This is a genomic window from Rhizobium sp. N731 (genome assembly GCF_001664145.1).
GTDB classification, from domain to species: Bacteria; Pseudomonadota; Alphaproteobacteria; order Rhizobiales; family Rhizobiaceae; genus Rhizobium; species Rhizobium esperanzae.
This window is the reverse complement of record NZ_CP013606.1, coordinates 140,078-163,317: the sequence shown is the minus strand read 5'-3', so window position 1 is coordinate 163,317 and position 23,240 is coordinate 140,078. Positions and strand designations below refer to the sequence as shown.

18 protein-coding genes and 2 pseudogenes are annotated in these 23,240 nt (G+C 62.7%); 10 read left to right on the top strand and 10 right to left on the bottom strand.

Features of this window, described 5'->3' with window-relative positions; translation table 11 throughout:
* Nucleotides 1–6: 6 nt before the first annotated feature.
* From AMK02_RS28175 to AMK02_RS28155, 5 genes are all read right to left on the bottom strand, one after another.
* A complete protein-coding gene (locus tag AMK02_RS28175; protein ID WP_064808243.1) occupies nucleotides 7–2,553 on the bottom strand; it encodes a trypsin-like serine protease in 2,547 nt (848 codons plus the stop codon).
* A complete protein-coding gene (locus tag AMK02_RS28170; protein ID WP_064808241.1) occupies nucleotides 2,550–4,166 on the bottom strand; it encodes a caspase family protein in 1,617 nt (538 codons plus the stop codon). The genes AMK02_RS28175 and AMK02_RS28170 overlap by 4 nt, the downstream gene beginning before the upstream one ends.
* 22 nt (nucleotides 4,167–4,188) lie before the next feature.
* Nucleotides 4,189–6,150: a DUF4384 domain-containing protein gene (locus tag AMK02_RS28165; protein ID WP_064808239.1), complete on the bottom strand. Its 1,962-nt coding sequence runs from the start codon at nucleotides 6,148–6,150 to the stop codon at nucleotides 4,189–4,191.
* Between the two features lie 210 nt (nucleotides 6,151–6,360).
* On the bottom strand, nucleotides 6,361–6,738 hold the full coding sequence (locus tag AMK02_RS28160; RefSeq protein ID WP_064808237.1) for a hypothetical protein: 378 nt from the start codon (nucleotides 6,736–6,738) through the stop codon (nucleotides 6,361–6,363).
* A gap of 219 nt (nucleotides 6,739–6,957) precedes the next feature.
* The gene (locus AMK02_RS28155) at nucleotides 6,958–7,548 is read right to left on the bottom strand and encodes a hypothetical protein (RefSeq protein WP_064808235.1); all 591 of its coding nucleotides are present in this window, start codon (nucleotides 7,546–7,548) and stop codon (nucleotides 6,958–6,960) included.
* 258 nt (nucleotides 7,549–7,806) lie between these two features.
* Between AMK02_RS28155 and AMK02_RS28150 the strand changes: the two genes are divergently transcribed.
* The gene (locus AMK02_RS28150) at nucleotides 7,807–9,411 is read left to right on the top strand and encodes a hypothetical protein (protein WP_064808233.1); all 1,605 of its coding nucleotides are present in this window, start codon (nucleotides 7,807–7,809) and stop codon (nucleotides 9,409–9,411) included.
* A gap of 89 nt (nucleotides 9,412–9,500) precedes the next feature.
* Here AMK02_RS28150 and AMK02_RS28145 read toward each other — a convergent pair whose 3' ends face one another.
* Nucleotides 9,501–10,151: a tail fiber domain-containing protein gene (locus tag AMK02_RS28145; protein ID WP_064808232.1), complete on the bottom strand. Its 651-nt coding sequence runs from the start codon at nucleotides 10,149–10,151 to the stop codon at nucleotides 9,501–9,503.
* A 24-nt stretch (nucleotides 10,152–10,175) separates the two neighbouring features.
* Entirely contained in the window at nucleotides 10,176–12,764 is a 2,589-nt protein-coding gene (locus tag AMK02_RS28140) for a caspase family protein (RefSeq protein WP_064808230.1), read from the bottom strand.
* Between the two features lie 611 nt (nucleotides 12,765–13,375).
* Here AMK02_RS28140 and AMK02_RS28135 point away from each other — a divergent pair.
* From AMK02_RS28135 to AMK02_RS28105, 7 genes are read left to right on the top strand one after another with little or no spacing between them, the layout of a single operon-like run.
* Entirely contained in the window at nucleotides 13,376–14,794 is a 1,419-nt protein-coding gene (locus AMK02_RS28135; RefSeq protein ID WP_064808228.1) for a M24 family metallopeptidase, read from the top strand.
* A gap of 49 nt (nucleotides 14,795–14,843) precedes the next feature.
* Nucleotides 14,844–16,073 carry an ABC transporter substrate-binding protein gene (locus tag AMK02_RS28130; RefSeq protein WP_064808226.1) on the top strand — a complete coding sequence of 410 codons (1,230 nt, stop codon included), beginning with the start codon at nucleotides 14,844–14,846 and terminating at the stop codon, nucleotides 16,071–16,073.
* Nucleotides 16,074–16,106: 33 nt separating this feature from the next.
* Nucleotides 16,107–17,057, top strand: a complete 951-nt coding sequence (locus tag AMK02_RS28125) for a carbohydrate ABC transporter permease (RefSeq protein WP_082929730.1) — start codon at nucleotides 16,107–16,109, stop codon at nucleotides 17,055–17,057.
* The gene (locus tag AMK02_RS28120; protein WP_064808224.1) at nucleotides 17,054–17,890 is read left to right on the top strand and encodes a carbohydrate ABC transporter permease; all 837 of its coding nucleotides are present in this window, start codon (nucleotides 17,054–17,056) and stop codon (nucleotides 17,888–17,890) included. The genes AMK02_RS28125 and AMK02_RS28120 overlap by 4 nt, the downstream gene beginning before the upstream one ends.
* 5 nt (nucleotides 17,891–17,895) lie before the next feature.
* Nucleotides 17,896–19,077 carry an ABC transporter ATP-binding protein gene (locus AMK02_RS28115; RefSeq protein WP_064808222.1) on the top strand — a complete coding sequence of 394 codons (1,182 nt, stop codon included), beginning with the start codon at nucleotides 17,896–17,898 and terminating at the stop codon, nucleotides 19,075–19,077.
* Nucleotides 19,078–19,086: 9 nt separating this feature from the next.
* Nucleotides 19,087–20,004 (top strand): ABC transporter substrate-binding protein, encoded by a 918-nt coding sequence (locus tag AMK02_RS28110; RefSeq protein WP_064808220.1) that lies wholly within the window; start codon nucleotides 19,087–19,089, stop codon nucleotides 20,002–20,004.
* Nucleotides 20,001–20,717, top strand: coding sequence for an aspartate/glutamate racemase family protein (locus tag AMK02_RS28105; protein WP_064808218.1), 717 nt, complete (start codon nucleotides 20,001–20,003; stop codon nucleotides 20,715–20,717). Before AMK02_RS28110 ends, AMK02_RS28105 begins: the two co-directional genes overlap by 4 nt.
* On the opposite strand, the gene AMK02_RS28100 is transcribed toward AMK02_RS28105, so the two are convergent.
* The 3 genes and pseudogenes from AMK02_RS28100 to AMK02_RS30925 all read right to left on the bottom strand — a co-directional run.
* Nucleotides 20,714–21,631 carry a MurR/RpiR family transcriptional regulator gene (locus AMK02_RS28100; protein WP_064808216.1) on the bottom strand — a complete coding sequence of 306 codons (918 nt, stop codon included), beginning with the start codon at nucleotides 21,629–21,631 and terminating at the stop codon, nucleotides 20,714–20,716. The genes AMK02_RS28105 and AMK02_RS28100 overlap by 4 nt on opposite strands.
* Before the next feature lie 163 nt (nucleotides 21,632–21,794).
* Nucleotides 21,795–21,884, bottom strand: a pseudogene (locus AMK02_RS32435) (SDR family oxidoreductase); the annotation flags it as partial.
* 50 nt (nucleotides 21,885–21,934) lie between these two features.
* Nucleotides 21,935–22,126, bottom strand: a pseudogene (locus AMK02_RS30925) (PAS domain S-box protein); the annotation flags it as partial.
* 267 nt (nucleotides 22,127–22,393) lie between these two features.
* Between AMK02_RS30925 and AMK02_RS28095 the strand changes: the two are divergent.
* On the top strand, nucleotides 22,394–22,594 hold the full coding sequence (locus tag AMK02_RS28095; protein ID WP_017958375.1) for a type II toxin-antitoxin system VapB family antitoxin: 201 nt from the start codon (nucleotides 22,394–22,396) through the stop codon (nucleotides 22,592–22,594).
* Nucleotides 22,591–22,974, top strand: a complete 384-nt coding sequence (locus AMK02_RS28090) for a type II toxin-antitoxin system VapC family toxin (RefSeq protein WP_064808214.1) — start codon at nucleotides 22,591–22,593, stop codon at nucleotides 22,972–22,974. Before AMK02_RS28095 ends, AMK02_RS28090 begins: the two co-directional genes overlap by 4 nt.
* The last annotated feature ends 266 nt before the right edge of the window (nucleotides 22,975–23,240 follow it).

Below are 23,240 nucleotides of genomic sequence, written 5' to 3'. Positions count from 1 at the left end.
CCTCTTTCAGCGGATGCGATAGAATTTGGAATCGAACGACCATTTGCCCTGGACGCCGGTCTCGTCGTCGCCGACGATCCTGAGGCTTCGGGCGAGGTCGTAGACATAGTTGAAGGCGGCGCGCTGGCCGACGAGCGGCGTCGGCACGTCTGGCAGGTCGAGCACTTCGATCGGCTTGTCGCTGAGGATGGCGACGACCATGCCGACGCCGGCCGGCCCCTCCACCACATATTCGAAGCCGATATAGGGATTGCGGGCATCGGGCACGACCACCGGCCGTGCCGGGTCGAGCCGGTTGTCGCCGCCCTTGGCCGTCGGTTTCAGGCCCATCGAGCGTTTGTTCGGATAGAGCTGCGTCAGCTTGCCCGCCGCGTCGATATCGACGAGGATGAGGTAGCCTGATTTCTTGGTGGAGACGCGCATCGCCACCTTGTCGCCGATGCTGACCGAGGTGCCGGGCAGCACGTCGACGGCAACACCCGCCTCGTTGTCGGTCTTCAGCGTGTTTTCGACGGCGGCGACCGGCGTCTTCGCCTCCTCGCCGGTGACGACGTCGCGGCCGAGCGCGTCCGGCAGGCCGTAGAATTGCGGCACCGGCGTGAAGCGGCAATCCCCAGGATGGGCCCGGCAATATTCGTCGGACTTGCGCCTGACATAATCGAGCAGGGCGGCGTTGCTAACGTTCGGCTTGTCGGAAGCGCGCGCCACCCCTTCCTGCACGCCTTCGATGAAGCGGCGGGTGAAGACGCCGAGCGGCGGTTTGGCCTCGGTATCGACCAGCGCCCATTGGCCTGCATTGACCGCCGACCAGACCATCGCCGTTTCGCCGCCGAAGGAGAATTTCGCCTCCTTGCCGGAGCGGTTCGGCGGCTGCAGCGACGCCAAAGCCGGGCCGAGGCAGCGCACCGTGCCGCCGGCGGGTGCGGCGACCGCGCTGCGGCTGCCGGGGCCGACATGGCAGGCATCGATCAGCAGCGTGACGCGGCGGTCCTTGAGGCTGTTCAGCCGGGCGGCGATTTCGGTCTCGCGGATCTGGTTGGTGACGGTCACCTTACCGCCGTCCCGCACCAGCTTGGCATCGGCGGCAACCAGCGTCGGGCTCGTCGTCGCCTCGGCGCCCATTTCCTCGGAGCCCTGGCCGCTGAAATAGAGAAAGACACGGCTGCCGGTCTGCGACTGGCGCACGAGCCAGTCGTCGATCTCGGCAAGGATCGCGGCGCGGCTAGCCTTGCGGTTGGTGAGGGTGTGGATCTGTTCGGGACGGTAGCCGACCGTCTTGACGAGGAAGAGCTGCATCGCCTTCACATCGTCGACCGAGCCCGTCAGCTTCGCCTCGCGCATCTCGTAATCGTCGATGCCGATCAGCAGCGCACGGTCGCCGGGAGAACGCACGGCCATCGGCAGCTCGGCGGCCGGCGCCTGAACCTCGGGCTGACTGCCGTCGGGCGAAGCGGCCGGTGGAGTCTCGGTCGTTCCCGCAGGCGCCTTCGAGCCGTCGGGCGGCGTGGTGATCGCAAGGTTGGCTTCGAGCTCTCCGGCCGGCGTCTGTTTTTGCGTCGTTCCGCCCGCCGGGTCGGTCGCTGCAGGCCGGCGCTTGGTGTCGATCGCCGCCACCTGGTCTCCGGCGGAAACCCCTGAGGTGTCGGGCGCGTTCGGCACGTCGCCGTCCGTCTTGGCGGCGATCCAGTCGCGGAAGGCGGCGACGCGGGTATAGACGCCGTAATGTTCGGCTTCGGCGCAGCCGGCGCCCCAGCTGACGATGCCGAGCTGAATCCAGCGCTTGTCGGGGCGCTGCGCGACCAGCGGCCCGCCGCTGTCACCCTGGCAGGCATCCTTGCCGCCCTCGGCATAACCGGCGCAGACATTGCGCTCGTCGATCGGGTTCATGCGCATCGAGCTTTCCCGATAGGCGGCGCGGCAATCCTCGCGAGAGACGAGCGGCAGCTCGACCTCCTGCAGTTCGGTCGGCAGGTATTTGTCATCCCAGCCGTGATCGGCCTTGGTGTAACCCCAGCCGGTGACGACGGCGGTGTGGCCGGGGCTTTCGACGGCCTCGTCCGAAGCGGAGGCGAGGATTGCCGGCTTCGAGACGGCGGGTTCGGCAAGCTTGATGAGGGCGATGTCGTTGGCGAAGACCTTGCGGTCGAAATCCTCGTGGATGATCACGTCTTCGACGGACAGCCCCGGCTTGTCAGGCCCGTCGACCGAGATCACCTTGTCGACCTTCTGCTTTCCCTCGACGATCAGCAGGTCGCGGGCGAAGAGATCCTGCTTGCCGGAACGGCCGCTGGTGACGCAATGGGCGGCGGTCAGGATCCAGCGCGAGGAGATCAGCGAGCCACCGCAATGGCCTCCGAAGCGGCCGCGCTGCTCGGGATCGGGCGCCAGGATCTTCACCTGCCAGGGCCATTCGCCTTTCTTCGCCGCCTGGCCGCCGATCACCCGCCCGCCATCCTCGCCGGCAAAATCCGTGTCCTGCTGCGCCAGGGCAGGAGCGGCCAGAAGCAGGAGGACGGCCGCAATGTTGAGGACCCTGCTGATCGACGTGCTCATAGCCTGGCTCCGGCGGAGGTATAGAGGACCGTAAATCCGACGCGTGCGCCCTCGGGAAGAAGTTCGCCGAGGTGTCTGGCGATGTTGCCGGCGGTGCGGCGCCTGTCGTTCTGTTTCAGGAATTCGACCAGACCAGGCATCGGCTGATCGGAGCTGACGGCGACGAGCAGGTCGGTGCCGAAGGGGGCGACGACGGAAAGATCGAGATCGAAGGTTGCAGACATCTCGGCATCGGCTTCCCTGTCGCCGGGATAGAGGAACTGCACGGTGCCGTCGCCGGTGACGTCGAACAGCACGAGCTTGCGGCCGGCAAGATCGGACACCGTGACGCCGACGCGCTCGCCGTCGCGATGGACCTTGTCGGACGGTGTCACCCGCACGGCTTGCGGGTTGGTCTCCGACAGCCGCTTCAGCGTGTCGAGCGCCGCCATCCGGTCGACGACGAAGGGCATGTCGCCGGCGCCGACTTCGGAGGCGACGACATCGCCGCCGGCGATCGCCTCGCGCTTTTGCGGATCGAAGACGAGTTCGGCATGGGCGCCGTCCGTCAAGTTGAACGGCGTGACGGCCGGATCGATACCCTGCAGTACCGGCTCGGAACCGAGGGCGGCGACGGTGATCGGGGCAGGCTCGGGCGGCGGTGGCGGCACATTCGATTTCTGCGCTTCCGCCGGGGCTGTCGTGTCATAGGCATAGACGACGGCGTGGTCGAGATCCGCCCCGGGCGGGCTTTGCGTGAAGATGTTCTGGCGCTGGTCGGTGAACTGATAGACCGACTGGCGGACATATTCGAACAGCTCGCGGCGGGTCACAGTGCCATCGCCGTTGCGGTCGGCCGCGCCTTCGAAGGCGCGGGCGGTAGCATAACTCAGCGCCCCGCGCTTCTGGGCGATGCCGGGAATCGATATCTCCGGCGATTTGGTGTTGTCGTCGACGGCGGCGAGGAAGGTCAGCCGCTTGTAGTCGAAGCCGGTGGAGAGGGCATCTGTTGTCGTCGAGATCGGCGCGAGGTCATCCTCCTCGATCGTATAGGACGGCGCCTGGCGCCAGGTGATCTCGGCGCCGCGCGGATCGACGTTACGGGTCATGCCGCCGGCATGGCAGGTATCGGCGATGAACAGGACCTCGGCGCCTTTTTGCTCCAGCCTGTGGATCAGCACCTTGAATTCGTCGCCGAAGATGCGCTCGCGCGATCCCGGCAGCCTCGTATCGAAGCCGGCCAGCACATAGACTTCGTCGCGGCCGCTCGGTTTGGAGCCTTTGACGCGTTCCGGCTCGCTCGATCCGTGGCCGGCGATGCCGAGCACGACGAGATCGCCCTCGCCTGCCCTTTGCGTGACGGCGCCGATCGCATCGAAGATGCCCTGGCGGTCGGCTGCGCCGTTCTTCAAGAGCGTCATGTCCTCGACACCGAGCGAGCGCAGCGACAGGGAAAGATCCTCGGCATCGGCGACGGCGCCGTGCAGCGGCGGGACATTGCGATAGAGATCGATGCCGATCAGAACGGCTCTGACCGTGCCACGCTCGGGAGCCTCGATCGTCCTGGCGAGGCTATCCGTGCCCGCCAGGGCAAGAAGGGCGAGTGCGGCGGCCATGGGAGCGAATATGGACATGGCCGGTTCCCCCTCGCCCCCTCTATTCGCGGCGCCATTCGACGCGGCGGTTGAGCGCGTCGATATCGTCTTCGGTGAGGTTGGCGGTGGCGGTGACGTCCACCGGCTCGGAGGAGCCGCGGCCTTCGGCATCGATCGTGGCGTCGATGCCGTGGTTTTTCAGGAAATCGGCAACGGCCTGGGCGCGGCGCTCGGAAAGCTTCTGATTATAGTCGTCGCCGCCCTTGCGATCGGTATGGCCGATGAGGATGACGCGGCCGGGCTTCTGCTCCTTCAGCGCTTCCAGCAATTCCTGAGCGGCCTCGGTGCCGATCGAGGTGAAGGTCGATTTGTCGAAATCGAAGGTGATCGGCACCGGGATGGAGACCGGCACGATGCCGCGCACATTCTCCGAATAGATGCCGCCGAGCACGCCACTGCGGTGGTCTTTTTCGGCCGGCACGAAGCTGCCCTGCGGATTGTCGCTGGTGGGATTAGCGGCGAGGATGCGGGCCTGGGCGGCGCGCTGGATGAGATCGGAGATGGTCTCGGCCGGCGGCGCTTTCGGCGTGCGGGTCTCGTTCTTGATGATCTCGATCGCCTGCTGGTAATCGGCGGCGGCATCGGCGAAGCGGCGGGCGGAGAAATAGATCTCGCCAAGCGTGGCGGAGGCCTGCCAGAGCACCTGCGGGCTGTCGGCGGCGACGAGCAGCGGTTCATACTCGGTGACCGGCTTGTCGGCCGCCATCATCTCCTGGGCGGCGGCGAGCCTGAGGGCTGCGACGCGGCGCTGGGCGTTCACCTGGAACTGGCCGCAATCGGCGCTGACGGCAATGGCATCGGCCTCGGAAGCGGCAGCGGTGATGTCCTTGGCGGCAACGGCGGTGTTCAGCTTGTCGAGCAGGGCGTTGCAGGCCGGCGTATCGGCATTGGCCACCTCGATCTCCTCGCCGGTCTGGCCGGGTTCGGCCGAACGGCCGAAGCTCAGCGGCGGCATCTTGATGCTGAAGCCGCCGGGAAGCTTGAATTGCGGCATCTTGATCTGCGGCATCGGCAGTTTCGGCATCTTGGTCTGGGCAGACTGGGACGGCTGCTTATAGGGCTGCTGATATTGGCTCGGTTGTTTATATTGGCTGGGGCGTGTGGATGATGTGGTGTCGGCGGGGCCGATCAGCTGCAGCTCGTCGGCAGCCAGCTCCTGGCCGGGCGCCAGATTGGTGACGATCTTGTATTTCTTCGGCGGCTGCGTCGTCGCCTGTTCGACCGGTTTCGGCGCCGGCTTCGGCTTTTCGATCACCTCGGGCTTCTTGGCGACCTCGGGTTTGACGACCGGCTTCGGCTTCGGGGCGGCCGGCGGTTTCGGCGCAACGGGCGGCTTTGCCGCCTGTTCGACCGGGGCGGGTTTTGCGGCGGGAACGGCGGCGACGGGCGGAACGACGGAAGGCGGCAGGGCCGCCGTGCTGTCGACGGTGGTCAGAGTCAGCGTTTTGCTGCTGATCTTGGTGCCGAGGCTGCGGGCTTCCTCGAGGCTGCGGGAAACGGCGTCCATGCCGCCGTCGATCGAGCGGAACATGCCGCTGCCGCTGCCGCCGAGATCGGCGAAGATCGTCAGCGGCTTGGAGGAATAGAAGACCTTGATCTGCTCCTGCCCGACCGGGCCCGAAACCTGCAGCCTGGCGCCGCTGGCCGGATCCGGCACCTGCACGCGCTTGCCGGCGGCGACGAGGGCATCGGTCTGGTATTTGTTCGGAAAGAGCTTGGTGACGGAGCCGTTCGGCGAGACGTTCAGCACCGTGACATAAGCGTTCTCGCTCGACTGGATGAAAAGGCCGACGACTTCGCCGACGGCGTATCTCGCCTCGGCGCGATCGAAGGTGATGCTGACCGGTCCGCTCTGAGCCGGCGCTTCCGTCAGCGTGCGTTCGTTCTGCGCCCCGACCTCGGGGATCGGCGAAAAAAGCGAAAGACATGTGGCTGCGGCTAGGATGGCTTTGCGGCTGAGCATCGGAACCTCCCCCTTCGAACAATCTCACACTGTGCTGAAGATGAGAATAGCACTGACCGGGGAAATTGGGATGGTCTTGCCTGTCTTGCTTGAGGGAGGGTTACAAATTATTTGGAGCCGGAAAGATTGAGCCAACGCGAGACGCGACAAGACTCGCGGCCGAAAATATCCGGCGTCCGTTTATAGTCGGACCGGACCAGGGAATGACGGTTAGTTCTTCGGCTTTTGGCCGGCGGATTTCAGAATCGAGATCAGGTCGCTCATTCCCTCCGGCGAGGAATTGTAGAGCCAGAGAATATCCGGATTGTTCGATGTGAATTCCTTGCCGGAGCCCGAGCCCATGTCGCGGCCGGGCGATGTCGTCTGCGGCAGCTTGCCTTGGCCCGGCGTCAGCCCCTCGGCGCGTTCATGGTCGGCGATGACAGCAACGGCGGCGGCAAAGGCCTTTTCATCGTGCTGGCGCAGCGCCGCAAGCGCGGGGTTTCGCGCCGCAAGCGCATCCTCAACCGGCCCGGCAAACCCGAGCCCAGGCATCCCAAGCGCCAGAGCCAAGCCGATCGACAAGCTTATGAGCCGTGATTTTTTCATCGTCGTCACATCCGTCCGAGGGGCGCCATCGCGCGACTAGAGCAGTTCCGTCTTTTGTACGGAATTGCTCTATCTCTATGTTTTCACGCAATTCCGAACGCAAAACCGCTGCACACTTTTGCTGGAATTGCTCTGGAACGACAATAGGGAGAGGCCGGATGGAAGGCAACGGCGCTCGGCGCCAATCGATTGGGAGGGTGGAAATCGGCTGGAGAGAGCTCAGAGTATCTTCAGCTGCTGCAGGCCGAGGCGGAGATTGCGCAGCATTTCGCCGAAGATTTCCTCGATCCTGCCGGTCGACCAGACCACCATCGTGCCATAGGGCGAGCGCTTGCGCTGCATGAAGCCGGCCGTCTCGAAATCGATCAGCGTCTTGCGGCAGGTCTCACTCGACATGACGGCGACCAGGAAACGGGCGAGATTGGACTGATCGATGGCGCCTGCCTTCTCAGTCCAGTTCTGGATCAGCCGCGGCTTGGTGTCGGCGGTGAACATCGAGGCCAGCGCCCGGTCCTGCGAAAGCCCGAGGCGCTGCAGCTTGGCCGGATCGCGGGTGAGCGACACGACGTAATCATTGTGCAGGTCGGCGAAGCGCTCGATATCCTCAGCCGTGTTGATGCCGAAGACCTTCATCGAATACAGAAACTCGGCCATCAGATAGGTCGGTTCGGAGCGCAGCTGCGCCAGATGTTTCTCATCCTTGCTGGCCGAGGCGGCGCAGACGCGATCGGAAAACCCGATCCTTGCCGCGCGCACCTGCTCCAACAGGCTGACATCGAGCGCCAGTTCGTCACCGTTCCAGTCCAGCATAGGCTTCCCTGCCAATAAAACTTCAAGACGATGAAGTTGTACTATCGCCGACGCCGATCTCCAAATCGTTTGGAAAGCAACGCCTTGCTGACGAGCCGCTTCTATCCTAACATTTTAAGGACTTGACGGTCATAAGGGGATGATGCCGAAAGTTGTGAACGGTTTTCGGACGACATCATTCTCTCACTCTTTAATTGTGAACAGGCTTCAGATTGAGGCCCACATGGCCAAAATGATCCTGTTCCGGGGTTCACGGCAATGCGCAGTTTCAGCTCGCATATTCTGATGGCCGCAGCGATCGCAATCGCCTGGCCTGTCCTCGCAAAAGACACTCTCATGATCGAGCTGCCGAGCGGCGACGGCGCCCGTTCGGTCGGCATCATCTCCGCCAATGAGGAGGTCGAAGCGTCCGGGCCGGCGGCGATCACCGTCGGCGACGACGGCACGGTCTACATCCTCGACCAGAACAACGGCCGCGTGCTCGCCGTCGACGGCGAACGCTCGCAGGCCGATCCCGAGATCCTGCCACTGCCCGAAAATACGGCGCCGGAGGATCTCGCCGTCGTCCACAATGAACTCTACCTCTGGTCCGACGGCATCGTGCCGCTCGAGCGCTCCACGGGCGCCGATGGCCGCTCACAGACTCTGCGCGCCATCGACGGCGGCGATGCCGACGACTACACCCGCTCGGTCTTCGCCTCGATGGGCTCGGTGCCGCCCGGCCCGCTGAACAGCATCGTCGACGAGATCGGCCGCAGCACCAGCCGGCCGCAAGCCCGCCCGCCGGTCGTTCAATACGTGCCGAGCCGCGGGCTCGGCGATATCGTTGCCGAAGTCTCGGCGGCAAACGACAAGGCGGAGATCCTGCTGCGGCGCGCGAGCTCGGAGGAGAATTTCCTCTCGCTTCAGCTCACCGGGGAAAACCGCATCGGCACCGTCGAACTTCTCGACATCGACACGACAGGCAGACCCTACGCGCTGGTCGAGCTCGTGCCCGCCGACCGGCCGGAACGGACGGGCATGCTGGTGGTGCGCTTCACGCCGAACGGCGTTCTGGAGCGCGTCTATGATCTGCCGATCGAAGCCGGCACCGTCTTCTCAAGGCGGTTCGTGGCGATCGGCCCACGCGGCGACGTGCTTTTCCTTCGCTCGCAGGAGAGCCGGGCGCAGGTGCTGAAACTCGAGGGGCGCGAGCCCGGCCGCAAGCTCGCCGTCGCCAGGCCGGCCAAGCCATCGATTGCGGCCAAACCCGGAAAGCTGCCGAAGGTGGCGATCCTGCCGAAATCGCGCGGCGACGTCATCGAGCGGGCGATCGGCTTCGAGACGTTGAACTGGCTGGTGACGCCGGCGGCCTATGGCAAGGATCCGGGGCCGGCTTGCGTTAACATGAACCGCCTGCGCCGGCCGTTCTATCTGATCGGCAAACGCGGCCAGACGGTGAAGGGCGTGCCCTATTGCTGGGGCTGCAAGACACCGCTCGAGGATTTTACCAATGGCGTCATCGACGGCCAGACGGCCGGCAACGTCTGCACCAAGAGCGCGCCGCAAACCAATATTCTCGGCGTCGACTGCTCCGGCTTCGTCAGCGAAGCCTGGGGGCTGAAGATGCATGTCTCGACGCGGGCGATCCCTGGTATCACCAGGCGGCTTGCCGATCCGTGGTCGCTGCAGCCTGGCGACGCGCTGAACCGGCCGGGGTCGCATGTCATGCTGTTCATGCGCTTCACCGACGACCGCAAAGTGGAAGTGATGGAGGCAACGCCCAACGCCTGCAAGGGCCGCGTCTGCCGCAACACCTATTCGCTCGGTAGCCTGCTGCTGCGCGGCTACCAGCCGGTGCGCTTCAAGGGGTTGGATGGCTGAACGGCCGGGTGGCTGCAGGGTGCAGTATTACGGCTGGACGCAAACAAACGTTGCGTCCAGCACGGGCGTTTGGATAAGATTGCCAACGGTTACAGCACGAATTCCGGAAGTCCGATCAAAGGCTGCGTCTTTGCAGCGTCGACCGAAAGCGCCGCGACGGCAGCGGCTGCCGCTGGCGAAGCCAGCGAAAGCTCATCCGGTATCGAGATCATTCTGATATCGAGCTCGGCATAGTCCACGGTGTAGTATCCGGTTGCGTCCTGAGACAGGACATCCCGCCTGATCAGCAGCAGGTCTTGCGCCATCGTACCGACAAAGAGCGGCCCGCCCCAGATGTAACGGAATGCATAGATCGGGATACCGGCAGGGGACGTGCCGAGGCGACGAATATCCGTCTTCAGACGGCGATCCGAATTCCACCCGCCGGTGGTACCGGCCCCAGGATCGCTGCCGCCGGAGTCACTCCCGGAACTACCACTGTCGGAGCCGCCGCCCATTCCGGATGAGCTGCTTGAGCCGCCGGAACCCTTGTCCGATCGAGCAAAAGTCGACTCCTGGTCATTGCTTTTTGCGACGACCCTTTTGACGGTCGGCGTCTTTTTGCGGGTCGGCTGCGCCGGCTCCTGATTCGCGAAGAGCGTCTTGCCACCGGGGTCGAAGATGCAGCCCTGCAGTATGGCTCCCGAGCCGGCGATGAAGGTCGAGCAGAGGAGTACACGAATGAAGACTTTGCTGGTCATGTCAGGCGCCCCCGGGATCACCGTTTAAAAAAGATCATATCGCGGATTTCGCTTTGCCCACGTCGCCTTCGCAAGAAGCGTCAGCCTCTCGTTCAGCGACTTCGTCTTCGGCAGAGCCTTCAGTTCCTGCGCAGTCAATTCCGCCGAAAACGACTCTGCGGCCTTCTTTTTGGCAGGCTCGGCCAAGGATGCGAGTTCCTTGTCCGACTGCTTTTTGGGATCGCCGGTTCCGGGTCTGTTGAGTGCGCTTGCAAGAGCGAAATAGTGAGCAGCGGTCACGAGGTTTTCAGCATCCGAACCGTCGCCCTTGGCCATCTTGGCCCGTTCGAACGCGCTCCAATAGTCGCCGCGCTCGGCGCCCATTTCCAGCCAGGAGAGGGCTGCAGCCTCGTCCTTAGGCACCCCTTGACCGTCTCTGTACATAAGGCCGATGTTGCGCGGGGCATAAGGCTGGCCGCCATCCGCTGCCTTTTTGAAAAGCTCCAGCGCCTTCTCAAGGTCCTGCGGCACGCCTTTGCCGGCGCGATAAATCATCCCGAGGCTGTTCATCGAATAGATGTCGTCTCTCTTGAGGCCCGACTCGTAAAAGCGAATGCCGCGTTCCATGTCGGCCGGGATGTTGACGCCGTTCGAGAAGATGTAGCCAAGTTCGTTCATTGCATAAGTGTGGCCGAGGTCGGCTGCCTGGAGCATAAGCTTCAGGCCTTCCTCGGTGTCGGCTTTCACACCGCGGCCATAAAACAGGCTTTTGCCATAGGCATAGAGCGCGTAGGGATCGCCCTTCTTCGCGCCGATCGCGGCTATCTCGCTCGATTTGGCGAGATTTGCCGGGACGGACGCTCCGACGAGATAGAGCGAGGCGAGTTCGGAAATCGCCCTGACATGGCCGGCATCCATCGCCTTCTTGATCGTCGCAAAGGCCGTCTTGGCGTCGCGGTTGGCAAGCTGGGCGCGACCGAGCTGATAAACGAAGCGGGCAACGCCGGGATAGGTCTTCACCGCATCCTCGCAGGCGGGCAGCGCGACGGCAGGATCGATTTCATTCGGCAGCTTGCCGGCGGTCACGCCCTGCAGGTCGAGGGGAGCGGCAGCTACGCTATCACAGTCATCAAGCGTCGGTTTAAAGGTGACGGTAGCGGGCGGCAGGTCGTCGTTGGCGGCCTGCAGCGTCAGGGCGAAAGGCTGGTTTTCGGTGCCGATCTGCGGCTCGTAGGACAGCGCCGGAATATCGGCTGCCTCAAGCACGTGGCCGGGCCCGATCACCCGGTCGCCGGCGCGCAGCGTGCCCTTGTCGGGCAGGGCTGCGACCTTGAAGGTCATCTCCGCGGCCGATGCAGGGACTTCAGGCAGATGGGCTTTGACGGGACCGACGCCGATCGTCGTGTCGATGTCGCGCGGCAGCGATTTCAGATAGGCGCCGGCATCGGCAAGCCGCGCCTGCTTTTGCTGTTCGAGCTGGGCGAGCTTGGCGCCGGCATCGGCCGAGACGGTGATGGCGACGACGCCCTGCGTCGCCTGGCCATAGGGATCGCTCACGGAATAACCGATCAGGCCGACCGTTCCGGCGGCAACGCCCGATGAATCATAGCTCAGCGCCGTCAGTGCTGCGGCCGGCAGCTTGGCGCCCTGCTCGACCGGCTTGCCGTCGAAACTGAGCTTGCCGGTCTGGGGAAGCTGGTTCAGCGTGACGAGCAGCGCCGCGCCGGATTCGTCATGCGGCGGGGCGATCGGCAGCCTGGTCGCGGCAGCCCCCTCCGGTACACTCACCTGCTGCATCGGTTCGACGCTCGGCGGCGGCGGGGCCGGGATGAAATAGAAGCTGTCCATCAGCGAGGAATTTTCCCAGGGGACCTGCTTGCCATTGGTCATGGCGATCACGTCGCGCCGCACATCGGTCAGGACCTGGCGGATTTCCTTGTTCGGCTCGCTGGCGCGCTTGATGAAGGATTCGGAATAGGGGCTCAGCGCCCCCTCGCCATCGAGCGCCACCTGGCCCGGCTCGGTCGAGAAGGCAATCAGGCTGCCGAGATCGCTGTCGATGCGCGCCAGGCCGCGCGTGGCGCCGACCGGTTCCAGCTTTTCCGCCATCCAGAATTTCTGCGCATTGAACGGGTTGTTGCGGCAGGCATCGAGAAAGATCAGCTGCACGCGCGAATTCTGCTTGAGGTGGTTCAGGATGAGATCGAGCGGCATGGTCTGCGTCTCGACGTCATAGGGCGTTTCCAGCGTCGCATCGACCGGCACGATGAAATTCTGTCCGCCGACCTGGATGCCGTGGCCGGAATAATAGATGAGACCGGCCTCTGCATTATTGGCCGAGCGCAGGAAGCTGCGCACCGTGTTCTCAAGTCCGATGCGATCGACATTGATGCCGATCGTCACGTCGAAACCGGCTCTGCGCAGCGTGTTCGCGACTTCCTGGACATCATTGGCAGGATTGGGCAATGAGGGCAGCGTCTTATAAACGGAGTTGCCGACGATCAAGGCAACCCGCCGGCCGTCCTGGTCACCGGATGCGGCGACAGCGGGCTGTTCAAGCCCGAGAAAGACCAATGCTGTCAGGAAGATCAGCAGTATAGCCGCAAGGCGGTTCTTTCCGTGAAACTCGGGCATAGCTCCACCGCAGATAGTACTGGTTGGACGATTTATTGCCGGCCAAATAAAAATATTCCCCTGACTGTAAAAAAGCAAGTTTGGTCACTTCCAAGGCAATTGGAGGGCTCCCAAAAAATGTATCGGCGAGCGTCAATCCATAGTAAATCTGAACCATTACCGAGGCTTATACGAATGCAGGACTACCCGCTAACTGTTGCGGGGTGATCGAGGGCTGCCTCGCCGGGGCCGCTTGGCCGCGTGATAACTAATCGGGATTTCATGCTCGCCGATCACCGAGGCCTGCTGCTTCGTTTGTGCGTTCATCGCCATCACCAGCGCCCGCACCCCGCGACGCTATGGCAGAGACAGCGGCACACTCACTGAAAAAAGTTTTTGTAAAAAAAATTTCTCACAGAAACTTTTCTCGTTATCTGGAGAACGGCTCTTCAATCCAATTAATCCAACTCATTTATGGGCTTGCGCGTCCTGATCGCTGGAAGCCCTGAAATAAAAGCCTGGCCCGCTCGCATTTTTCTTACAACGCGATTTGGAAGAGGTTTCTCCTTCTTGAAATATTTATTGCAAAGCTCGGTCATTGCGCTCTTAATTGAAAAAAAGGAACCATATGAATGCTCACAAGGTCCGAACGCGCATCCGCGCCATTTTCGCCTGAAGCCCTGCTCGACGGGTTTCAGCCCAGCTTCGAATTCGAGCCGGTCAATCCCTTGCCGGAAGAGGAATTCGCGGAACGTCTGCGCCATGTCAGGCGCGAGGCCACCATGGCCGGCCATGACCTCATCCTCGCCCATGCCGATTCCATCGGTTCCTACCGCGTGTCGAATTCCTATTTGCGCTACATCTGCGACTGGATGCGCGAAGGCGTGCTCGTCATTCCGACGGACGAGGATCAGCCGATGGCGCTGTTCTCCTTCTTCAGCAGCTCCGTCCTGCTGCCGCCGGCCGGCGAACCGGTGCTCGTCGACGATATCTGGCAGATCGGCACCTGGGGGCGCGAAACCTATAATCGTCCCGGCCGCACCGTCGATCGGGTCGTCGAGGCGGTTGCCGCGCATCTGGAGGGACGGGGATTTGCCTGCAGCCAGATCGGCCTTTTCGGAGACGCCACGTCCTCACCTTATTGGGACGGCCTGAAGGCCAGCCTGCCGCGCAGCCACTTCGTTGCCGATGCGGGCATCATCGAGCGGATGCAGCGGCGGCGCAGCAAGCGCGAGCAGGCGATCGTGCGCGCAGCGGCGCAACTGGCCGATATCGGCATCCAGGCCGCCTATCACGTCACCCGCCCGGGCGTGACCGATCACCAGATCTATGCCGCCTTCACCTATGCCCAGATGGCGCGCGGCGGCGAGTGGGGCGACGGCTATCAGATAGGGGTCAATCGTTTCGGCACCCATTGCGGCAAGCCCTATGGCCATGTCGTCAGCCCCGGCGACCTCGTCAATCTCTATATCTCGAGCGTCAGCTATCACGGTTACTCCGCACAGATCGCCCGGATGATCGCCGTCGGCGAGATCACCGACGAGCAGGAGGAAGTCCTGCAAATGTGCGTCGAAGGCGTCGAGGCGGCGGCGGCGCGCGTGCGCCCGGGCGTCTTGGTCTCCGAAGTCGCGAACGCATCCTTCGAGCCCTATATCCGCCGTGGATACCTGAAATCGGCCGACAGTCGAACGATGCCTTATAACTGGCAATCGAATGAGGACGGATCGCCCCGCCAGATCCCGCGCAGCTACGTGGCTGACGCCGATTGGGAGCGGCAGGGGCGGCGGCTGATGCATGTCTATCCCGCCACCAGAGGGCCGCACAATCCCAATGTCGGCCATTCCGTCTCGATGGCCAAATTCAAGCCCTACAACATCGCCTCCAACAATCATGACCGGCTGGAGGAGGGCATGACCTTCGTCCTGCATTCGCAGTGGCTCGATCCGCTGGTGGCGGGCTGCAATGTCGGCGACTGCTATCTCGTCACCGACGACGGCTGCGAGAATTTGAGCTGCAACACGCCGCTCGCGCCACACCGCGTCAAGGCCTGATCCAAGAACAACGAAACGTCGACAAAACAAACAAAAGAGGTGAACGAAAATGAATAGAATTTCCCTGCTCTCCGGCGCCTGCGCCGTCATCATGGCATTGGCTGCGGCAGCACCTGCCATGGCGCAAGACAAGGTGAACCTCGTCGTCTCGAACTCCCAATGGCTCGACGCCCTGCGCGGCGAAGCACTGTGGAAGGCGGTCAAGAATTACGAAAAACATGCACCCAACGTGCAGCTCGAATCCCTCGGCATTCCGTCGAAAGATTATGGCGATCGGCTGATGACCGAGTTCGGTGCCGGCCAGGGGCCAGACGTCGCAATCATCCAGGAAGGCGTCTTCTTCGCGCTGGCCGATGCCGGCCTTCTCGTCGACGTCGGCTCCGCCACGGAAGGCGTCACGCTCAACGCCACGGCGAAGAACGGCATTGTCGACGGGGTGACACTCGGCGTTCCCTGGCAGCGGGCGGCCTACGCACTGATCTATAACGGCAAGCTGACCGAAGCGGCCGGCGCCGCCGTGCCGAAAACCGTCGAAGAGCTCATCGAAAACGCCAAGACCGTTCAGGACAAGACCGGCACGATCGGCTTCACGGCACGTCACCAGATCAACGACTTTTCCGGCTTCTACATGGATTTCCAGAGCTGGGCCTATGGCTATGGCGTCAACTGGGTGAATGACAAGGGCAAACTGACGATCAACACGCCCGAAGCGGTCAAGGCCGTGGCCGAGTTCAAGAAGATGTATGACGCAAAGATCATCCCTGTCGGTGACGACATGCCGACCCAGCGCACGCGCTTCAAGGAAGGCCGCGTCGGCTTCAGCATCGACAACTCAGGCGGAACGCTGAACATCGGCTCCGGCGGCACGATCAAGAGCACCGACATGCACGCTGCCCCCCTGCCCTTCCCCAATCCGGGCGCCCATCAGCAGATCTATGTCGTCGTCAACGCCAACAGCAAACATCCCGACGAAGCCAAGGACTTTCTGAAATGGCTGATGAGCCCGGAAGGCCAGGCCGATCTGCGCAAGGCGTCCGGCCCGGACATGCTGGCAACCGACGTGCCGCTGACCGAAGAGTTCGTCGCCGCCAATCCCTGGGCTCCGGTCTTCGCCGAAATCGCACAGAAGTCGCGCTCGGTGCTCATTCCCGGCTACGAGGTCGAGACGACGCAGATCATGCGCCCCGTCATGGAAGCCGTCGAGGAAGTTTTGATCAAGGGCACCGATCCTGCCGCGGCGCTGGCAAAGGCTCAGGAGAAAGTCGACGGCATGTTCTGACGAACGAGCCGCTGCTCAACAAGGAAATGAGCCATGACTGACCAAACCCTGCTGGAGCGGCCCCTGGCCGTTCCAGCATACTCCACCGGAAAAACCACGGCCCGCAGGCGGCTGAACGGACTTCTGCCCTACGCCTTCGTCATCCCGCCGGCCCTCTATCTGCTGGTGTTCATGTTCTGGCCGCTCGGCAAGCAGATCTATCTGAGCCTGACCCGCACGCGGCTCGCCAACCCGAACCGCAGCAGCTTCATCGGATTGGGGAATTACGAAAGACTGCTCGACAATCCCGATTTCTACACGACGCTGCAGATCACCCTGATCTATTCCGTCATGGCCGTGGTGATCGGCGTCGCCGTCGGTCTCGTCGCAGCGCTTGCGCTGAACCGCCCATTTCCCGGGCGCACTCTGGTGCGCGGCATCCTGCTATTCGGCTGGGCGGTTCCCAATGTCGCCGCAGCGCTCGTGTGGCTGTGGATCTTCAACGAGCGCTCGGGCATCCTCAACACGATCGTCACCGGTCTCGGCCTCGAGCGGATTTCCTGGCTGACCAGCACCGAGATAGCCCTGCCCTCGATCCTGCTCGTGACGGTGTGGCAGGTCGCGCCTTTCGTCATGCTGGTGATGCTGGCTGCCCTTCAATCCGTTCCGGAAGAGGTGAAAGAGGCGGCGGTCGTCGACGGCGCCGACAAGCTCAACGTTTTCAAGTCGGTGACGCTGCCGCACATCCTGCCGACATTGCAGCTCGTATCCCTGCTCGTCATGGTCTGGTCGATCCGCCGCTTCGACATCATCTACCTGCTGACGGGGGGCGGCCCGGTCGGCAGCACCAGCACCCTGATCGTCAAGCTGCGGCAGGTCGCCTTCGAGAACCATGACCTCGGCCTCTCCAGTACCTACGGCGTGGTCGGCCTGATCCTGGCGCTCTCGGTCGCCGCGATCCATGCGCTCTTCAATCACCGCCGCCAGAAAACGAGTTCGCGATGAGCAATTTCCATCAAATCCCGACCCGCCTGCTGCATATCCTGCTCGTGCTGGTGCTCACAGTCTTCGGCGGCTTTCCGATCTACTGGATGGCGACAACGGCGTTGTCGCTGAATTCCGAGCTCTATAACAGCGGCCAGGTGCCATGGCCGCAGCTTGCCAACCTGCCTGATATGATCGCCGAACTCGCCCAGCTGCCGCTGATGCGCTGGCTGATGAATACCAGCATCGTTGCCGTGGGAACCACCCTCCTCAGCCTGGTGCTCGGCGCCCTTGCCGGCTATTCCCTCAGCCGCTTCAAGTTCCACGGCAAGAGCATCCTGGGCTTCCTGATGTTCATGACGCAGGTGGTCCCCGAGGCGCTGATCCTGGTGCCGCTCTATGCGATGTTCATCACGCTCGGCCTTCTCAACAGCCTGTTCGGGCTGGTGCTCGCCAATGTCGGCTTCTCGCTGCCTGTGGCTGCCTTCATCATCAAGGGCGCCATCGACGCCGTTCCCTACGAGATCGAGGAATCGGCCGTCATCGACAATTGCCCGCGCATCAGCGTGCTGACGATGATCATCCTGCCGATCATCGCGCCTTCGATGGCGGCGGCCGCGGTGATTTCCTTCTTTGCCGGCTGGAACGAATATCTCTTCGCCGCCACCTTCCTGATGGACAGAGACCTCTGGCCGGCCAGCGTCGGGCTCGCATCCTTCGTCGGCCAGTACGAGACGCCGCTTTCGGCAGTCATGGCGGCGGCCTTGATCTTCAGCCTTCCGGCCGTCGTCTTCTTCCTTCTCATTCAACGCAAGATCGTCGCCGGCATCACCGCCGGTGCAGTGAAGGGATAATCCCCATGCCTCAGATCACCATGAAAGGCGTCAGCAAGAATTTCGGCGACGTCACCGTCATTCCCCGGTTCGACGCCTCGATCGATGACGGCGAATTCCTCGTCCTCCTCGGCCCCTCGGGTTGCGGCAAGTCCACCCTGCTGCGCATGATCGCCGGACTGACCGACATCAGCGCGGGAACCCTCAGTTTCGACGGTGAGGACGTCAACGACTGGACGCCCAGCCGGCGCGGCGTCGCCTTCGTGTTCCAGTCCTATGCGCTTTATCCGCATATGACGGTGCGCGAAAACATCGCCTTTCCGCTGCTGATGGATGCGTTCCGCAAATGGCATCACATCCCGCTCCTCAGCAGCATCATGCGCTGGAAGCTGATGCGCCGCCCCGATATCGTCGAGCGCACCAACCAGATCGCCGAACAGCTGGAACTCGCGCCCTTGATGAACCGGCGCCCTGCGAGCCTCTCCGGCGGCCAGCGCCAGCGCGTCGCGCTCGCCCGTTCGCTGGTGCGCAATCCATCGCTCTATCTCCTCGACGAACCGCTCTCCAATCTCGACGCCAAGCTGCGCACGCAGATGCGATCGGAAATATCCACCCTGCATCAGCGCGTGCGCAAGACCTTCGTCTACGTCACCCATGACCAAGTCGAGGCTATGACGATGGCGACGAAGATCATCGTGATGAACCGCGGCGAGATCCAGCAGATCGGCACGCCCGATGAGATCTACGAGCATCCGGCGAACACCTTCGTCGCCCGCTTCGTCGGCGCGCCTCCGATGAACCTTCTTCCCGTTTGGCGGCAGGGGCAGCAATTGACGCTCGAGGCCGGCGCGACCTTTACGCACCCTAGCGAAGTGCCAGTCGAGAAGGAACTGATCCTCGGGCTGCGGCCCGAGCGGCTGAGACTGCAATCGGCGGAGCAGCCGGGCCTTCCCGTCGAGGTGAGCCTGGTGGAAAAACTCGGCGCCGAAGTCATCCTCGGATGCCGTATCGTCCATCCCGGCGACAGGCAATCCGGCGCGCTCCTGCGGCAGGATCTGGTCTTCGTGCGCATTTCCGGCAATCCGCATATCGCGATCGGCACGCGGGCTTCGCTCGGATACGACGCGGCTGACGTGAACTGGTATTCGTCACAGACCGGCAAGGCGCTGAATCCGGCTCCCGCTCCCCTGCTCTCCTGCAGCGCCTGAGGAGATCACATGTTCGATTTTCATGTCGCCGCAACCGGCCACAGCCTGAACTATCTTCCGCATTATGTCGCCGTGCGGCAGGGCTTCTTCGAGGCGGAGGGACTGCGCGTCACCGTCAGCGTGCCGCGTCCCTGGGATCTGGTGCTCGACGAACTCCGCCGGGGAACCGCCCAGGCTGCGCTCGGCGGCATCTGGGTGCCGTCGATGTATCTCGGCCGCGGCACGCGCTTTACCCCCTTCGCCCAGATCGCCGCCCGCGCGCCGCTGGCCGTCCTCGGGCGGGAAAGGCCGGAAGAGTTCAACTGGGAAAGGCTGCCCGGAAAGGTGGCGCTGATGAAGGGCAGCAATGGCGCCAGCGTCGGGCTCTTCTTCAAGCAGTGCCTGCGTGAGCGTGGTATCGATCCCAACCAGGTCGGCTATATCCAGGATCTTGACGGCGCCATGCTTTCGGAGCTTTTTCACGGCGGCATGGGCGATTATCTGATCGTCGATTACCCGAATGCGCTGCGGATGGAGGCGGAAGCTCGCGGCCATGTCGTGCAGCCGCTTGCCGTCACCGGAGGCAACGTACCGTGGAGCGTCTATTACGCGCTCGGCGAGAACGACCCGCAGCGCCAGGAAATCCAGACGCGTTTCGCCCGCGCCCTCAATCAGGGCATGGAATGGATCTTGGCGCGGGATCCGGAAACCTATGCCGATTTCCTCGCCGAGACCTTCCTCAGCCTGCCCCTGAACATCATCCTGTCCGCGGCTCGGACCTATATCGCCCACGGCATGTGGACGACGCCGAGGATCGATGCGGATGGCTATCGCCGCTGGCAGGAAGGCATCACGGCAGGTCATCTCACCGCGGCCGCGATCCCCTATGAACAACTGATCGATCCCGTTCCGACCCGGCAATGGCAAAGGGTTCAGGAAACAGCATGAAAATAGCCGTCATCAATCCGAACACGACGGTCGAGATGACCCGGGTGATCGGCGTTGCCGCGGCGCGATCGGCCGCACCAACGACCGAACTCCTGATCCGCCAGTCGAACCATGGCCCTTCGGCGATCGAAGGCCCGTTCGACGGCGCGGTCTGCCTGCCCGGCCTGCTCCAGGCCATTCAGCAGGCCGAGGCCGACGGCGCGCGAGCCCATGTGATCGCCTGTTTCGACGACACCGGACTGGATGCGGCACGCGCGCTGTCGCATCGCCCGGTCATCGGCGTCGGCGAGGCGGCGCTCCATGTCGCAAGCCTCGTCGCCCAGGAATTCTGTGTCGTCACCACCCTTTCCAGATCGGTGCAGACGCTGAAAATGAACATTCTGCGCTACGGATTCGAGCGGCGCTGCCCGCAGGTTCTGGCAAGCGACATTCCCGTGCTCGATCTTCACCGGCCGGAAAGCGGAGCGCGTGAGAAAATCTCCGACCTCATCATGCGAGCGATGGAAAACGGAGCCGAGGCCGCGGTTCTGGGCTGCGCCGGCATGGCGGCTCTGGCCGCGACGCTGCAGCAGGAGCTCGGCATTCCGGTCATCGACGGCATCGATGCCGCCGTCCGCCTGGCGGAAATGCTGGCGGCATCAGGGCTTGCTCCCTCGAAGCGCCGCGGATGGGCCTTCCCATCGCGCGCCGGCGATTTTCTACAAAAGGATTAGCTTTTCGGCCGCGGCGTTTCCCGTTTCGGCGTGGCGACATCGTCGATCAGCTCGACCATCCGGTCGATCCTGCGGAACCGTTCGACGCTGAGTTCGCCGAGCCGCGCCGCGACGGTCCAGGAAATATAGTCGATCATCGTCGCGGCGGCGGTGAAGGAATTGAACGCCGCCAGCGAATGACAGCGGCATCGAATGACATGGTCGGCAGCCTTGGCGCTTTCGGCGGCACTGATATCGGTGATCAGAACCGCAATCGCACCGGTCGTGCGGATTTCGTTTAGAAGCAGGGGAAGCTTGCGCGGCCGGCGGCGGAAGGCGAAGCAGATCACCAGATCGCCCTCGCGAATGCCCGACAATTCATGCGCCATCGAGGTGCCCGTTGCGGGCAGGACCCGCACGTCGTTCTTGATCAGGCCGAGATAATGCGCGGCGTAATGGGCCAGGCCGAAACCGTTGCGCATGCCGACGACGAAGATGCGCTCGGCCTCGATGCAGGCGCTGCAAATGGCATCAAGCGTCTCCGGCGACGTTCCATCTGCGGTGGCGCGAATGTTGTCGATATTGGTCTGCACCACTGCCGCCAAAGTCGGGATTTCCGCGGCGTGCTGCGCGGTATCGATCGCGCCGCCCTGCGGCGATCCCCAATGGATCGCCTCACGGATCTCGCGCTTGGCGGCTGGATAAGAGGAATAGCCGAGGGTGCGGATGAGTCTGGCAGCCGTCGCCGTCGAAACGCCCGCCTTTCGGGCAAGCTCGCCCGCTGTATAGAGGGCGAGGTCCATCTGATGCTCGAGCATCACATCGGCCAGACAGCGCTCCGATGGGGAGAGGCTGGCGTAAGCGGAATAAATTCTCGATTCCAGCGATCTGGTCGGCTGTGGGCTCAGTACGTCACTCGTTCGCTGGGAACACAAGATTGCCGGCCTCTATCCATAAATTTGTCTCCACTTTTTATCTTATGTTTCTCAGGGCCCGGTCAAGGAGAGGCTTGCTGGGCGTTTGCTGCCGGCGCGGTAGACCAACGATAAATCGCGCCGATGGGAATCGAAGCAGGGACCTCATACAGTTGCCGGTCGTTCAGACCAGCCTTGCACCGCCGTCAACGTGTAGGACCTCACCGTTCATCCAGCCGTTTGCCATGAGAAAGACGACGGCGGCGTTTTGCTCCCGTCCTTGCGAAATCGCCACCCCTCGCCGCCGCCCTTACTGTTTGCCTTTGCATCGGCCAGCTCGGTGGCGAGCAAGCCCGCGGCGTCCTTATCCGCCGGGAAAATCTCAAGCAGAGTCTTTCCCAGCATCTCATCTTCAGTCCAGCCAAGCAGATTGCGGGCCCCTTTGCTCCAACTGATGACAATTCCGTCCACGACTAAGATAATGATGCCGGTATCGACTGCACTGTCGAGGATCTGCTGAAGTCGCTCGGCAGGCGGGTACGTGGATGAGGTCGTCTCCTACCATTGGAAGTGGAATAAGGGCGAATTGGCTCCAAAGTATCACAAGCATCTTCCTGGTCCAGTTGCTCTGGCGCCGTGGCAATTGGAAAGGCTGCGCCAGACGTCTTATCTTCATAGAAGATCATTTATTGCTCCGACGTCGGACGTATTGGAGTGGAGAACGAGGCGTAGATTTCGTCACCAAATGGTGCTATCCATAACACCATAATCAGGAAGAAAATGATGCGATCGACTATCAATCTCGACGACACCCTAATGGAAAGGGCCAGGTCCCTAACCGGCACGAAAGAAACCGCCGCTCTGGTCCGCCAAGCTTTGGAGACGCTTGTTCGTGTGGAGTCGGGAAAACGCCTCATCGCTCTCGGCGGAACTATGCCGGATGCGGAGGCAGCCCCACGCCGCCGGAGCGCAGCTGCCAAGTGATACTTGCCGACACTTCCATCTGGATCGATCATTTCCGGCATGCCGATTCAGAGCTGCGTAGGATTATTGAGGACGATCGTCTCTTATGCCACCCAGCCATAATCGGAGAGCTCGCACTTGGCAGCCTTCGAAATCGTAGTAGCGTCATAGCTTTCCTGGCGGCTCAGCGCGAAGCGCTCGTTGCGACGCACGACGAAGTCATGATGATGATTGACCGCCACGCCATTTTCAGTATGGGCATTGGCTACACAGATGCCCACTTGATGGCCTCAGTTCTCCTCGATCAACGAGCGGCCTTATGGACCAGAGACAAGCGTCTGCGGGCAGCGGCCGAAAAGGCGGGCGCTTCACTGCACGCCCCTGACAACGCGCGAAACTAAATGCCGTATCGAAGCGCTCATGCTGGACGGGAGCAGCCTGAGCGCAGAGCTCCGATCGACAGATAATGCGATCATTTTCGCCTAAAAGTGAACACTATAGCAACAGCCGGGCACAAGCCCTCGAAGCTCTCGCCGTGCCGTCGATATAGGAGCTCCAGCGCTGGCCGGTGCTCAACCGCCTCGAGTTCGAACCTCTCGATCAGGTGCAGTTGCCCGGCAAGGCGGGATAGCGGTCGAGTGAAGAGTGTCTGGCAAACAGTCGCAAT

Bases quoted from the DNA above. Each gene is read 5' to 3' on its own strand.
- AMK02_RS28175 (WP_064808243.1), bottom strand. From the start codon at position 2,553: ATGAGCACGTCGATCAGCAGGGTCCTCAACATTGCGGCCGTCCTCCTG.
- AMK02_RS28170 (WP_064808241.1), bottom strand. From the start codon at position 4,166: ATGTCCATATTCGCTCCCATGGCCGCCGCACTCGCCCTTCTTGCCCTG.
- AMK02_RS28165 (WP_064808239.1), bottom strand. From the start codon at position 6,150: ATGCTCAGCCGCAAAGCCATCCTAGCCGCAGCCACATGTCTTTCGCTT.
- AMK02_RS28160 (WP_064808237.1), bottom strand. From the start codon at position 6,738: ATGAAAAAATCACGGCTCATAAGCTTGTCGATCGGCTTGGCTCTGGCG.
- AMK02_RS28155 (WP_064808235.1), bottom strand. From the start codon at position 7,548: ATGCTGGACTGGAACGGTGACGAACTGGCGCTCGATGTCAGCCTGTTG.
- AMK02_RS28150 (WP_064808233.1), top strand. From the start codon at position 7,807: ATGCGCAGTTTCAGCTCGCATATTCTGATGGCCGCAGCGATCGCAATC.
- AMK02_RS28145 (WP_064808232.1), bottom strand. From the start codon at position 10,151: ATGACCAGCAAAGTCTTCATTCGTGTACTCCTCTGCTCGACCTTCATC.
- AMK02_RS28140 (WP_064808230.1), bottom strand. From the start codon at position 12,764: ATGCCCGAGTTTCACGGAAAGAACCGCCTTGCGGCTATACTGCTGATC.
- AMK02_RS28135 (WP_064808228.1), top strand. From the start codon at position 13,376: ATGCTCACAAGGTCCGAACGCGCATCCGCGCCATTTTCGCCTGAAGCC.
- AMK02_RS28130 (WP_064808226.1), top strand. From the start codon at position 14,844: ATGAATAGAATTTCCCTGCTCTCCGGCGCCTGCGCCGTCATCATGGCA.
- AMK02_RS28125 (WP_082929730.1), top strand. From the start codon at position 16,107: ATGACTGACCAAACCCTGCTGGAGCGGCCCCTGGCCGTTCCAGCATAC.
- AMK02_RS28120 (WP_064808224.1), top strand. From the start codon at position 17,054: ATGAGCAATTTCCATCAAATCCCGACCCGCCTGCTGCATATCCTGCTC.
- AMK02_RS28115 (WP_064808222.1), top strand. From the start codon at position 17,896: ATGCCTCAGATCACCATGAAAGGCGTCAGCAAGAATTTCGGCGACGTC.
- AMK02_RS28110 (WP_064808220.1), top strand. From the start codon at position 19,087: ATGTTCGATTTTCATGTCGCCGCAACCGGCCACAGCCTGAACTATCTT.
- AMK02_RS28105 (WP_064808218.1), top strand. From the start codon at position 20,001: ATGAAAATAGCCGTCATCAATCCGAACACGACGGTCGAGATGACCCGG.
- AMK02_RS28095 (WP_017958375.1), top strand. From the start codon at position 22,394: ATGCGATCGACTATCAATCTCGACGACACCCTAATGGAAAGGGCCAGG.